The sequence below is a fragment of the Amycolatopsis sp. M39 genome (assembly GCF_001651785.1).
Lineage (GTDB): Bacteria > Actinomycetota > Actinomycetes > Mycobacteriales > Pseudonocardiaceae > Amycolatopsis > Amycolatopsis rubida.
In genome coordinates, this window is sequence record NZ_LWSF01000049.1 from 1 (window position 1) to 12339 (window position 12339).

12 protein-coding genes are annotated in these 12339 nt (G+C 71.2%); 4 read left to right on the plus strand and 8 right to left on the minus strand.

The window, feature by feature from the left end:
• Window positions 1-118 precede the first annotated feature (118 nt).
• Entirely contained in the window at window positions 119-1582 is a 1464-nt protein-coding gene (locus tag A4R44_RS44495) for a PLP-dependent aminotransferase family protein (protein ID WP_067595571.1), read from the minus strand.
• A 95-nt stretch (window positions 1583-1677) separates the two neighbouring features.
• A complete protein-coding gene (gene ald, locus A4R44_RS44500) occupies window positions 1678-2793 on the minus strand; it encodes an alanine dehydrogenase (protein ID WP_067595573.1) in 1116 nt (371 codons plus the stop codon).
• A 204-nt stretch (window positions 2794-2997) separates the two neighbouring features.
• Between ald and A4R44_RS44505 the strand changes: the two genes are divergently transcribed.
• Together A4R44_RS44505 and A4R44_RS44510 are read left to right on the plus strand one after the other, a co-directional pair.
• Window positions 2998-3987 carry a phosphotransacetylase gene (locus tag A4R44_RS44505; RefSeq protein WP_067595575.1) on the plus strand — a complete coding sequence of 330 codons (990 nt, stop codon included), beginning with the start codon at window positions 2998-3000 and terminating at the stop codon, window positions 3985-3987.
• Window positions 3984-4661, plus strand: a complete 678-nt coding sequence (locus A4R44_RS44510; protein WP_067595578.1) for a phosphonatase-like hydrolase — start codon at window positions 3984-3986, stop codon at window positions 4659-4661. Before A4R44_RS44505 ends, A4R44_RS44510 begins: the two co-directional genes overlap by 4 nt.
• A 3-nt stretch (window positions 4662-4664) precedes the next feature.
• Here A4R44_RS44510 and A4R44_RS48725 read toward each other — a convergent pair whose 3' ends face one another.
• The 3 genes from A4R44_RS48725 to A4R44_RS44525 all read right to left on the minus strand — a co-directional run bounded on the left by A4R44_RS48725 (window position 4665) and on the right by A4R44_RS44525 (window position 6501).
• Entirely contained in the window at window positions 4665-5165 is a 501-nt protein-coding gene (locus A4R44_RS48725) for an HNH endonuclease signature motif containing protein (protein ID WP_067595580.1), read from the minus strand.
• A gap of 419 nt (window positions 5166-5584) precedes the next feature.
• Window positions 5585-5896, minus strand: coding sequence for a hypothetical protein (locus tag A4R44_RS44520; RefSeq protein WP_067595583.1), 312 nt, complete (start codon window positions 5894-5896; stop codon window positions 5585-5587).
• A 32-nt stretch (window positions 5897-5928) separates the two neighbouring features.
• Window positions 5929-6501, minus strand: a complete 573-nt coding sequence (locus A4R44_RS44525) for a TetR family transcriptional regulator (protein ID WP_198545679.1) — start codon at window positions 6499-6501, stop codon at window positions 5929-5931.
• Window positions 6502-6573: 72 nt separating this feature from the next.
• Here A4R44_RS44525 and A4R44_RS44530 point away from each other — a divergent pair, with 72 nt between their 5' ends.
• Window positions 6574-7746: an FAD-dependent monooxygenase gene (locus tag A4R44_RS44530; protein WP_067595587.1), complete on the plus strand. Its 1173-nt coding sequence runs from the start codon at window positions 6574-6576 to the stop codon at window positions 7744-7746.
• Between the two features lie 307 nt (window positions 7747-8053).
• Here A4R44_RS44530 and A4R44_RS44535 read toward each other — a convergent pair whose 3' ends face one another.
• From A4R44_RS44535 to A4R44_RS44545, 3 genes are all read right to left on the minus strand, one after another.
• Window positions 8054-8698: a cysteine hydrolase family protein gene (locus A4R44_RS44535; RefSeq protein WP_067595589.1), complete on the minus strand. Its 645-nt coding sequence runs from the start codon at window positions 8696-8698 to the stop codon at window positions 8054-8056.
• Between the two features lie 73 nt (window positions 8699-8771).
• Window positions 8772-9698, minus strand: a complete 927-nt coding sequence (locus tag A4R44_RS44540) for a LysR substrate-binding domain-containing protein (RefSeq protein ID WP_067595591.1) — start codon at window positions 9696-9698, stop codon at window positions 8772-8774.
• 35 nt (window positions 9699-9733) lie between these two features.
• On the minus strand, window positions 9734-10573 hold the full coding sequence (locus A4R44_RS44545) for an alpha/beta hydrolase (protein ID WP_095214013.1): 840 nt from the start codon (window positions 10571-10573) through the stop codon (window positions 9734-9736).
• 156 nt (window positions 10574-10729) lie between these two features.
• Between A4R44_RS44545 and A4R44_RS44550 the strand changes: the two genes are divergently transcribed.
• Window positions 10730-12187 carry a 2-hydroxymuconic semialdehyde dehydrogenase gene (locus tag A4R44_RS44550; protein WP_067595595.1) on the plus strand — a complete coding sequence of 486 codons (1458 nt, stop codon included), beginning with the start codon at window positions 10730-10732 and terminating at the stop codon, window positions 12185-12187.
• Window positions 12188-12339: the final 152 nt, after the last annotated feature.

The following is a 12339-nucleotide window of genomic DNA, read 5'->3' on the forward strand; positions in this document are numbered from 1 at the left end:
AAGAAGAATGATCAAACAAGGGCTTCATCCATGATCAACCGGGCGCCCCCTCTGACACCCGGACCTTAAAACTCAAGCTCAGGGTTCCCCGCACGCACCGCCCGGCTGCCGGGGCGGGTCAGGTGTCCAGCAGTTCCCGGCAGAGGTCGCCGAGCAGCCGGATCCCCGGGTCGATCGCGGATGGCGGGGTGGCGGAGAAGCCGATGCGGAAGTGGTTGCGCGGCGGGTCGTCGCCGAGGAAGAAGATGTCGCCGGGTTCGACGAGGATGCCCAGTTCCTCCGCGCGCCGCACCAGAACGCGGCAGTCCAGTTCGGACGGTCCGGTCATCCACAGGCTGACGCCGCCGGGCGGGTACGAGCCCTGTGCCCACGGCAGGTATTGGGTGACCGCGGCGGTCGTGGCGGTCCACTTGCGCATCAGCTTCGTGCGGTAGCGGCGAAGCGAACGGTGGTACTCGCCGCTTTCGATGAGCAGTGCCAGCGCCCGTTGCAGCTGGCCCGGCGGGTGGCGCAGGACGTACCGGCGGGCCTCTCGCAGCGCGCGCACCAGGTCCCGCGGCCCGACCAGGTAGCCCAGGCGCAGGCCGGGGGAGAGGAATTTGGAGAAGGTGCCCAGGTAGACGGCGTCGCCGGTGTTGTCGAGCGCCTTCAGCGCCGGGGTGGGGCTGCCCTGGTAGCGGAATTCGCTGTCGTAGTCGTCCTCGACCACCACGGTGCCGGACGCGGCGGCCTGGGCGAGCAACTGGCGGCGGCGGCCGATGCTGAGGGTCGCGTTGGTCGGGTGCTGGTGGCTCGGGGTGAGGTAAAGGAGGTCGACCCGCTCCAGCGAGTCAGGCGGTTGCAGGCCGCGGGAGTCGACGTCGATTCCGGTCACCCGGGCGCCGGTGCGGAGGAAGATGTGCCGGGCGTCGAGGTAGCCGGGGTTCTCGATGGCGACGACCTGGTCCGGTCCGAGCAGCACGCGGCCGAGCAGGTCGAGGCCCTGCTGCGAGCCGACGGTGATCAGCACTTCGTCGGGCTCCGCCTCGATGCCGCGGGTGGTCAGCAGCTGGCGGCAGACCATCTCGACCAGCATCGGGTCGTCGGAGCCGACGCTGTCCTGCAGGCTGTGGAAGACGTGCGGCCGGTAGAGGGCGTCGCGCAGGCAGCGCGTCCACGACCGGGCCGGGAACGCGGTGATGTCGACCTGCCCGGCGAGGAACGGGTAGGGATAGCTCGCCCAGTCGGTGCGTTTCTCGATGTGGGCGACGCCGGCGTCCGGGAACCGGCGCACCCGGGCCGCCCAGTCGATCCGCGACTCGGTGTCCCGTTCCTCCACCGCGCAGTGCGGGCGCATCTCGCCGTTGACGAACAGCCCGCTGCGCTCGCGGCTTTCCACGTAGCCCTCGGCGACCAGCTCCTGGTAGGCGAGGTTGATCGTGTTCCGGGAAACGCCGAGTTCGACGGCCAGTTCCCGCGAGCTGGGCAGCCGGCGGGCCGGGTCGAACGTGCCGATGGCGATGCCGTGCTCGATCGCCCGCCGGACCTGGCGGTACAGCGGTTCGTCCGACGAGCGGTCGATCTCGATCAGCGTGCGTGGCAAGTGCGCTCTCCCAAGTGGCCGGCGTGCAGCGGGGCGGGCTGAAACGTAACTCGCGGTGGCCGGTTTTCCCACCCCGCCGCGCTGCGCCGGCCGGCTCAGGCCAGTGCGTCGGCGACGTCGGCGACGGGCAGGCCGTGCGCCACGGCGACCGGCTCGTAGGTCAGCGCCCCGGCCACGGTGTTCACGCCGCCGCGGAGTTCGGGCGTGTCCCGCACCGCGGTGCGGAGGCCCTTGTTCGCGATTTCCAGCGCGTAGGGGAGCGTGACGTTGGTGAGCGCGTGCGTGGAGGTGTGCGGGACCGCGCCCGGCATGTTGGCCACGCAGTAGAACACCGATTCGTGCACCCGGAAGGTCGGGTCGGCGTGGGTGGTCGGGCGCGAGTCCTCGAAGCAGCCGCCCTGGTCGATCGAGATGTCCACGAGCACGCTGCCCGGCTTCATCCGCGAGACCGTCTCGTTGGACACCAGGCTCGGGGCCTTCGCGCCGGGGACGAGGACCGCGCCGATGACCAGGTCGGCCTCCAGCACCGCCTGCTCGATCGCGTACGAGTTCGCCGCGGCGGTGCGGATGCGGCCCTGGTACATGCGGTCGGCGGCACGCAGCTTGTCCACGTTCTTGTCGAACAGCACCACGTCGCCCCAGGTCCCGGCCGCGACGGCGACCGCGTTCATCCCGGCGACGCCCGCGCCCAGCACGACCACGCGGGCCGGCGGCACGCCCGAGACGCCGCCGATCAGCACGCCGCGCCCGCCGTTGACGCGCATCAGCGTCTGCGCGCCGACCTGCGGGGCCAGCCGTCCGGCCACCTCGCTCATCGGGAACAGCAGCGGAAGGGAGCCGTTCGGCAGCTGGACCGTTTCGTAGGCCACCGAGGTGGTGCCGGCGGCGAGCAGAGCCTGGGTGCAGGGCTCGCTCGCGGCGAGGTGCAGGTAGGTGAACAGCAGCTGGTCCGCACGCAGCCGGTGGTACTCCTCGGCGACCGGCTCCTTGACCTTGAGCACCAGGTCCGCGGTGCCCCACACGTCGTCCGCGCGGTCGAGCAGCTTCGCGCCGGCGGCCGTGTAGTCCTCGTCGCGGATCGACGAGCCTTCGCCCGCCCCGCGTTCCACGAAGACCTCGTGGCCGGCCGAGGTGAACTCGTGTACTCCGGCAGGCGTCGCCGCCACCCGGTATTCGTGGTTCTTGACCTCGCGAGGCACACCGATCTTCATCGCCTGCTCCCATCTGCCGTGTCTGGTGCGACCGAGAGTGCGGGACGACTGGCCACCGCGAAAGTGCCAGAAACCGGTCGGTCGACGGGTCCAGGCTCCGGGCCTTCTGGACCTGTCAACGGGCACCGTTCTGGCTCTGTCCCCTGGGGCCAGGAGTCGAGATCCTGCTCGGGGAGCACTGCCGTCCGCGAGGGAGTTTGCGAGATGACCATGGCCCCTCTGGCCGAGACGTGGCGGGAACGCGTCGGCGACGCCCGCCCGCGGATCGCGCTCGCCGACGGCGCCGACCCGCGCGCCGTCACCGCGGCCGCGCGCCTGGCCGGCCGCGGCGAGATCGAGCCGGTGCTCGTCGGGCCTGCGGCGGAGATCGCCGCTGTCGCGGCGGAGCTGGGTTGTTCGGTGCCGCCTTTCCTGGACCCGGCGGAGCTGGCTGCCGACGACGCTGTCCTCGCGCGGCTGGCCACGGCGTTCCCCGACCGGGTGGAGGCGGTCCGCGCCGATCCGGTCGCCCTCGCCGCCGCGCTTCTCGCGCTGGGCCGGGTGGACGCGTGCCTGGCCGGCGCGACCCGGCCGACGTCCGATGTCCTGCGGGCCGGCCTGCGGATTGTCGGCCTCGCACCCGGGGTGCGGACGCTGAGCAGCTGTTTCCTGATGCTGTTGCGGGACGGCCGATCGCTCACGTTCGCCGACTGTGCCGTGGTTCCCGAGCCGGACGCGGACGCGCTGGCGGACATCGCCGTCGGCGCGGCGCAGACGCACCGCGCGCTGACCGGGACCGAGCCGGTCGTGGCGATGCTGTCGTTCAGCACGCGGGGCAGCGCCAAGCATTCCGCGGTGGACAAGGTCCGGCAGGCGACTTCGCTGGTGCGGGAACGGCTGCCCGCCGTGGACGTGGACGGCGAGCTGCAGTTCGATGCCGCTGTCGTGGACGCGGTCGGGCTGGCGAAGGCGCCGCGGTCGACGGTCGCCGGACGGGCGAACGTGCTGGTGTTCCCCAATCTTGACGCGGGGAACATCGCCTACAAGATCGCCGAACGGCTGGGCGGGGCGACCGCGCTGGGGCCGATCCTGCAAGGCGTCGCGGCACCGCTGCACGACCTCTCGCGCGGGTGCAGCGCGGCCGACATCGAGACGATGGCCCTGATCAGCGCGGTGCACGCGGTGACCGGGCGGGAAGTGGAGGGGGTCCGATGACGCGAGCGGTGGAACTGGTCGTGCTGGACATGGCGGGCACGACGGTCCGCGACGACGGCGCGGTCGAGGCGGCGTTCTCGGCGGCGCTGGAGGCGGCCGGGGTGCCCGCGGACTCGCCGGAGCGCGAGGACGCGGACGCCTACGTCCGCGACACCATGGGGCAGTCGAAGATCGAGGTCTTCCGGGCGCTGTTTCCCGCGGCCGGGGTCGCGGAGAAGGCGAATCAGGTTTTCGAGACTGCGTTCGCCGAGCAGGCTATCGAGGTTGCCGCGCCGCTTCCCGGTGCGGAGGAGGCGATCGACAAGGTGCGCGCGCAGGGGCGCCGGGTGTGCCTGAGCACCGGGTTCTCGGCAGCGACTCGCGATGCGTTGCTGGAGCGGCTCGGGTGGACGGATCTGGCGGACCTGACGGTGTGCCCGGCGGACGCGGGCGGGCGGGGCAGGCCCTTCCCGGACATGGTGCTGACCGCGGTGCTGCGCTTGGGAATCACGGACGTGCGCGCGGTCGCGGTCGCGGGGGACACCGGGTTCGACATGCTGAGCGGGCGGCGGGCCGGTGCGTCGGTGACGGCCGGGGTGCTGACCGGGGCGCACGACGAGGCGGCATTGCGGGCGCACGGGGCCACGCACGTGCTGGGGTCGGTGGCGGAGTTGCCCGCGGTGCTCGAAGGCTAGGGGCTACTCTTCCTTCCACTTCGCGGTGACCGTGAGATACAGGTCTCGGACTACCGCGCGATCAAGGCCTTCGGGGATCGGCACGCCTTCGAACTCGGAGTAGTAGTGATAGCCGGCCAGCGCGGGGGCGATCTCCACGCACAATGTGTCCGGATGGACGGCGAGCAGTCCGCGGTCGAAGAGTTTGTGCACGTCGGCGCGCAGGAGCAGCCCGTCCTCGTGGGACTCGTTCTTGGCGAACGAAATCAGGTGGGCGGCCTCGGGGCAAGGTCCGGTGACCGCGCGCTGTGCGCCGTGTCGCGCGATCACGTTCTTCCGGAACGCGCCTTGGCCGACGCGGACCTTGGCCCGAGCCTCGCGATGCCCGCCCACTGGGGCTTTCCGCTTGCTGGGCCCGCGCTTCGGCACGGAGACGGCCGACTCGTCGAGCAGGGTCAGCATCGCGGCATGGTCGAGGCGGCGGATGGTGTTCTGCTTGGCTCCGTCGCGCAGCCGCTCCCGCACCTGCTCGTCGACCGGGCGGTAACCGGAGCCGTAGACGGCGACGAACTGGGTGACCGACCTCGTCTCCCCGCGCGGTTCTTCGAACTCGTGACGGCAGTTTTCGTGCCGGCAGCGGTATTTGGGACGGTGGACTTTGCGCGGCTCGAAGCATCTCCGGCCGCAGTTCGGGCCGACTTGTTTCGGCTTGAGGATGTCGGGCTGGGTGTCGATACGACAAGGTCTCCGACACGGAGTTGAAGACGAGGTTGTCGTAGTCGTACTGGTCTCCGAGCACATCGGGGTAACCGTCGTACTTCCGCTTGCGCTCCGCGGCGCGCGCGTCATCGAACTCTCGCAGCACTCGTCGTCCAGTTTACTGCCCCGCGTTTTCGCCTTGGCGTACTCCCTCAGCCGGGTTTGCCGTACAGCTTGTGCTGGACTCAGCTGACCGAGCGGAACTTGTCGCCGTCCGGCAGCCGTGGCACCCGCACGGTGAATTCGAGATCTGTCAGCCGCTTCTTCACCGCGCCGACATCGGCGACTTCGGCTGGCGTGAGGGGGACGTGCCCGGGCAAGAAGGCGTGCGCGGCTGCGGCCAGTGCTTGGATCCCGTACTGGTGCTCGCGGTCGACGACGACGTAGTCGCACCACATCTCGAAGCCGTATTCCGCGCAGAAGGCCTCTGCTCCGTACTCGTCGTGCTCCGCCATCGACGCACGGACCACTGCGCGGGTCAAGTCCGAAATGCTCACCGGGCAAGGTTATCCGATGCAGACAAAGCCTTTCACGTTTGTGGCGCGGGCGGGGCCACCGCGGTGGCGATCAGCGCGCGTGCCGCGATCTCGATCCGTTCTTCGTCCCCGGTCACGATCCGGTCCAGGCACAGGCCGCGCAGGCCGGAGATCAGCAGGCTCGCCCGTGCCGCCGCGTCGGGTCCGGCGTAGCCCAGCTTCCGGTACACCGGCACCAGCGGGTCCACCATCGCGGTGATCGCTTCCCTGGCGACGGTCAGGTAGCGCTCCGGCTGGGTCGGGGCCAGCGCCAGCACCTGGAACAGGATGTGGATCGGCCGCTGCTGGCGGCCCCGCGTGATCGCGTGCCACAGTGCGTGCGCCGCGGCGGCCAGGGATTCCTCGTCGTGCACGGAGCGGAAAAGCTCGGCGACGTCCGGGCGGCTCGCGGCGATCGCTTCGGTGATCAGGTTTTCCCGGCTGCCGAAGTAGTACAGCAGCATCCGCTTGCTCGTCCCCAGCGCTTCGCCCATCGGCGCGAGCGACAGGTCCGCGATGCCGTGCGTCGCGAGGTAGCCCACGGCCTGCTCCAGCAGTTCGGCGCGGCGGCCGGGTCCGGAATCCACCCCTTGACTGTACCGATCGGTACGTCGTACCGTCCATCCTTGTACCGATCGGTACAAGGGCGAGGAGGCCTGATGGCGGGCAAAGCACTCTCGGTGGCGATCGCCGGCGGCGGGATCGGCGGCCTGACGCTCGCGCTCGCGTTGCGGCAGCGCGGGATCGAGGCTGAGGTGTACGAACGGTCGGCGGAACTGCGCGAGGTCGGGGCGGCGGTGGCGCTGGCCGCCAACGGGTCCCGGATCCTCGGGCGGCTGGGGCTGCGGGACGAGCTGGCCGCGTGTTCCGCGGTGCCGACGGAGCTGGTCTACCGGCATTGGCGGAGCGGGCAGCGGGTGGTCGCTTACCCGGTCGGGGACGCCTACGAGGAACGGTTCGCCGGACCGTATTTCGGGGTGCACCGGGCGGATCTGCAGCGGATCCTGGCCGGCGCGTGGGGCAAGGTCCGGCTTGGCAGGCCGGTGCGCGGCCTGGTCGCGGACGGGCCGCGGTATCGGCTCGAATTCGCCGACGGGACAAGCGAAACCGCCGATGTGGTGGTGGGCGCGGACGGGGTGCACTCGACCGTGCGCTCGTGGGTGGACGATGCGCCGCGCGCCCGGTACTCGGGTGCGAGCGGTTTCCGCGGGCTGGTGCCGGTGCAGCGATTGCCGTCGTTGCCGGACGCGGGGGCGATCCAGTTCTGGATGGGACCGGGCGGGCACCTGCTGCACTACGCGATCGGCGACGGGTCGGTGGTGAATTTCCTCGCGGTGCTGGACGAACCGGCCGTCTGGCCGGGGGAGTCGTGGACCGAGGACATTCCCCGGGAACGCGTCGAGGCGGCCTTCGCGGGCTGGCATCCGGCGGTGCGGGAGATGGTCGGCGCGACGACGCTGGATCAGCGGTGGGGGTTGTTCGGCCAGCAGCCGCTCAACCGGTGGCATCGCGGCGGGGTGGTGCTCCTCGGCGACGCGGCGCACGCGATGCTGCCGCACCACGGGCAGGGGGCGAACCAGACGATCGAGGACGCGGTGACGCTCGCCGAGTGCCTGGCCCGGGATTCACGCGACGCGGCGCTCGCCCGATACGAAAAGCTGCGGCGCCCGCGGACCCGGGCGGTCCAGCGGAGTTCGTGGGTGGCGAATGCGCTGCTGCATGTGCCGGACGGTCCGGCCGCGGAGGCACGGGATGCCGCGCTGGGGCGGATCGGGGAGACCGTGGAGTGGATCCACTCGCACGACGCGCTGGCGGCGGCGGGGCGCGGTTGAGCGAGCCGGGGCTGTGTATTTCGGACTGGGCGGGGACGGTCAGTGCTGAGGCGGACTGGCGAGGGATGGGTGGATCCGCTCGCACGACGCGTTCGCGGGCATGGCTGAGCGGCTTCATGTCCATGAGGCCGGGGAAGCTGCGGAGACCGGTGTGGATCCATTCGCGTGATGCGCTGGCGGGCTCAAGGTGCGGCTGGGGAGTCGATTGAGCGCGGGTTGCGAGCCCGGCTCGGGCAGGGCTGGTCAGCGTTCCGGACGGCTGCGCCGGTGAGCGGGCCCACTCGCACGGCCCGTTCGCAGGGTGCGGCTAAGCGGCTCCCTTTTCCGCCAGCGCCTTGAATTCCGCGCTCGTCAGCACGTCCGCAGTGGACTGAGCGAGCACAACCAGCGTCGCCGCGTGCACGTCCGCGGCGGACATCGCGCCGTGGCCCAGGTCGGGGTGGTCGTAGGTGGCGCACGCGTCGGACAGCACCCCGGTGCGGAAGTCGCGGAACATCGCGTCGCGGATGGTGGCGTGGACGCAGTCCTCGGTGGTCACTCCGGCGGCGATCAGGGTGTCCACGCCCCGGCCGCGGAGCTGCATTTCGAAATCGGTGCCGTAGAAGGCGCTGTAACGATGCTTGGGGATCAGCGGTTCGTCCGGGCGGCGGTCCACTTCGGCGTACAACGCGGCGCCGGGCGTGCCCTCGATGAGCGCGGCACCGGCCGCGATCGGCGGGTACAGGTCGGCGAAACGGCCCATGTCGGTGCCGTCCGGGCGGTGGACGTGCGCGGTGAAGAACACGGCGATGCCGACGTCGCGGCAGAACCGGACGGTGTCGTTGAGGACGGGGAGCATGGCGCGTCCGGCCGGGGACTCCAGCGGGGCGCCCGGAGCCAGGAAGTCGTGCTGCAGGTCAATGACGACCAGCGCGGTGCGGGCCGGATCGACGGTGGACAAGCGGTAACCCATGGAAGCTCCCTTCGCGGAAGACCCCTGAGGTATCACGGTGCAGTGTCGGTCGTCAAGAAAACGACAGAAGGCGTCAGGCTTCTTCGATCTGCGCGGCGACAGTGTGCAGGGACTCGATCAGCGCCTGGGTGGCCGGGTTCAGCCTGCGGCCGGCGGCGAGTGTCAGGCCGACGCTGTGCCCGATGTTCTCCAGCGGCGTCGGCAGCGTGACCAGCCGCGGGTCGTCCATGCCGAGCAAGCCGGGGAGCGCGGCGACCATGGCGGTTTCGGTGAGCAGCTGCCGCACAGTCAAGAACGACGTGGCCTCGACGCGGTTGGCCGGCAGGTCGAGGCCGTGCTGGGCGAAGAGGCTTTCCAGCTCCTGGCGCAGCATCGTCTCGGTGCCGGGCACGATCCACGGGAACTCCGCCAGATCCTCCAGCGAGACGCTCCCGCGCGCGGCGAGCGGGTGGTGCGCGCCGGCGACGACGCGGATCGACTCCTGGTACAGCGCCCGCCGCCGGGTGTCTTCCGTGCCGGGGCCGCTCAGCCTGCCGACGATCACGTCCACCCGGCCCGCGGTCAGCTCCACCAGCAGCGACTCCGGCGTTGCCTCCCGGACGACCACCGTGACCAGCGGATGGTCGTGCTTCAGATGCGCGATGGCCCGGGGCAGCAACAGGTTCGAACCCGCGAGATGGATGCCCGCGACGACCCGGCCGCGCGTCGCGTCGGCGATCTCCACCACGTGCCGCGCCGCGTGGGTCAGCTGGGCGAGCACGGCGCGCGCGTGTTCGGTGAACGCGGTCCCGAACTCGGTCGGCGTGATCCCGCGCGGGCCGCGTTCGTAGAGCGGCACGCCGAGGATGGCTTCGAGATCGTGCAGGCCGCGCGTGACCACCGGCTGGGTGACGTGCAGTGCGGCGGCCGCGCCGACGACGCTGCCCTGCTCGGTGAGGGTGTCCACCAGCACGAGGTGCCTGAGCTTGAGGCGGCCGTCGAGCAGGCGGGGCAGGTCCATTCCGGCGACAGTACTGTCCGGGCCGGCTTCCGGCGTCACGAGAGGGCGAGCCGGACCAGGGCCTGGCTGAGCGCCGAGCGGGGGTCGGCCAGGTCGAGGAAGACGTCGAAGTGGTTGCGGCCGGGCACGACAGTCAAAGAACCGGGCCAGTGCGCGTGGAAGGCCTTGCTCTGCCGAGGGAATCCGGCGGCCTCGTGTTCCGCGACCGCCACGTGCAGCGGCACGGCGCCGGGCGGCGCGAGGATGGGGCTGAGGGCTTCCGCGCGGGCGGAGTCGAGCGCCAGCCAGGCGTTGGCGAACGAGCCGACCAGCGGGCGGAGGTCGAACAGCCCGCTGATCGTCATCGCGCCTTTGACGACGTCCTCCGGCAGCCCGGCGGCGTGCTGCCATCCGGCGACGGCGGTCATCGCGGCCAGGTGGCCACCGGCTGAGCTGCCGACGACGTGGATGCGCTCGCGGTCGAGGCCGTGCTCGGCACCGTGGTGGCGGATCCAGGCGACAGCGGCGCGGACCTGGCGCACGATCTCCTCCAGCGTCGCCGCGGGAGCGAGCGTGTAGTCGGGCACGACGGTGGCGATTCCGGCGTCGGCCAGCACCCGCGCCATGAAGGCGGTNAAGGCGGTGTCGTGGCGCGAGAGCATCCGCCAGTAGCCGCCGTGGACGGCGAGGACGACGGGGCGCAGCTGTCCGGGGGAGCTGCCCCAGACGTCCAGCCGTTCGTCGCTGAGCGGGTCGAAAGCCAGGTCGGTGTCGCCGTCCAGACCGGCGGTGGCGGATTCGGAGGCGGAGCGGTAACGGGCCAGCACGGCGTCGAACTCGGCCTTGGTCACCGTGGCCTGCGCGCTGTAGTCCCGATCGACGTTCGGACGGTTCACGGGAGTCATCCTTCGCCGCCGCCGTCATGCCTGGCCAATGCTCCTTTCGGCGAGAGCTATGCCGGTGCGGGCATGGCCGAGACATGCCCGGACAGCTATGGGAGCGGCGGCAAAGAGCATTGGCCAGGCATTCCGGACGTCCCTACGGTCAGCTTCATGGCTGCGGAACTGCACAACGTCGTCGGCGGTGCCCGGATCGCCGGGCGGCGCACCTTCGAGAAGATCGACCCGGTCGACGGGTCGCTCGTCGCGCACGTCCACGAGGCCGGTCCGGACGTGGTCGACGCGGCGGTCGCGGCCGCGCGCGCCGCGGTGGAGGGGCCGTGGGGACGCGCTTCGGTCGCTGAGCGCACCGCCTTGCTGCGCCGGATCGCCGACCGGATCGAGGAACGGTTCGAGGATTTCGTCGCCGCCGAGGTCCGCGACACCGGAAAGCCGGAGCACCTGGCGCGCGACCTGGACGTGGCGCGGGCGGCGACGAACTTCCGTTCCTTCGCCGACACGATCGCGGCGGCCGGTCTCGATTCCTTCCTGACGGATCTGCCCCACGGCCGGAAAGCGCTGAACTACGCGGTGCCCAAGCCGCTGGGCGTGGTCGCGGTGATCGTGCCGTGGAACCTGCCGCTGCTGCTGCTGACCTGGAAGGTCGCGCCCGCGCTGGCCTGCGGCAACGCGGTGGTGGTCAAGCCGTCCGAAGAGACGCCCTCGACGGCGTCCCTGCTCGCCGAGGTGATCGCGGAGGCGGGCGCGCCGTCCGGGGTGTATAACGTCGTTCACGGCTTCGGGCCGGACTCCGCCGGGGAGTATCTCACCACCCACCGCGGCATCGACGGCGTCACGTTCACCGGCGAATCCCGGACCGGCTCCGCGATCATGCGCGCGGTCGCTCCGTCGGTACGGCCGGTTTCCTTTGAGCTGGGCGGAAAGAACGCGGCGCTGGTGTTCGCGGACTGCGATCTCGACCAGACCCTCGACGGACTCGCCCGGTCGGTTTTCCTGAACACCGGGCAGGTGTGCCTGTGCACGGAGCGGGTCTACGTCGAGCGGTCCGTCTTCGCCGCGGTCGCGAACGGGCTCGCCGAGCGGGCGAAGGCGTTGCGCCTGGGCCGGCCGGGCGATCCTGGCACCACGACGGGACCGTTGATCTCCCAGCGGCACCGGAAGAAAGTCCAGTCCTATCTGGACCTCGCGGTCGCCGAAGGCGCGACGGTGCTCACCGGCGGCGCGGTCCCGGAACTCGGACCGGAGCTCGCGGGCGGGTCGTGGATCGAGCCGACGGTGTGGACCGGGCTGGACAACTCCGCGCGGGTCGTGCGCGAGGAGGTCTTCGGGCCGGTCGCGGCGCTGATCCCGTTCGATACCGAGGACGAAGCCGTCCGGCTGGCGAACGACACCGACTACGGGCTCGCCGCCGCCGTGTGGACGACGGACCTGGAGCGCGGCCACCGCGTCGCGCAGCAGATGCGGGTCGGGATGGCCTGGGTCAACACCTGGTACCTGCGCGATCTCCGATCGCCGTTCGGCGGCGCCGGGCTTTCCGGCATCGGCCGGGAGGGCGGCCTGCACTCGATGCACTTCTACACCCAGCCGACGAATGTGTGCGTGCAGCTGTGACCGTCGAGGACCATGCCGCGCGGCTTGACCGGGCGACCGCCAGCGGGCAGGCGATCCCGCAGCTCAGCAGCACCGGGCCGATGAGCCTGGAAACCGCGTACGCCGTGCAGCACGCCGGAATCGCGCTGCGCGAGGGGCGCGGCGAGCGGCTG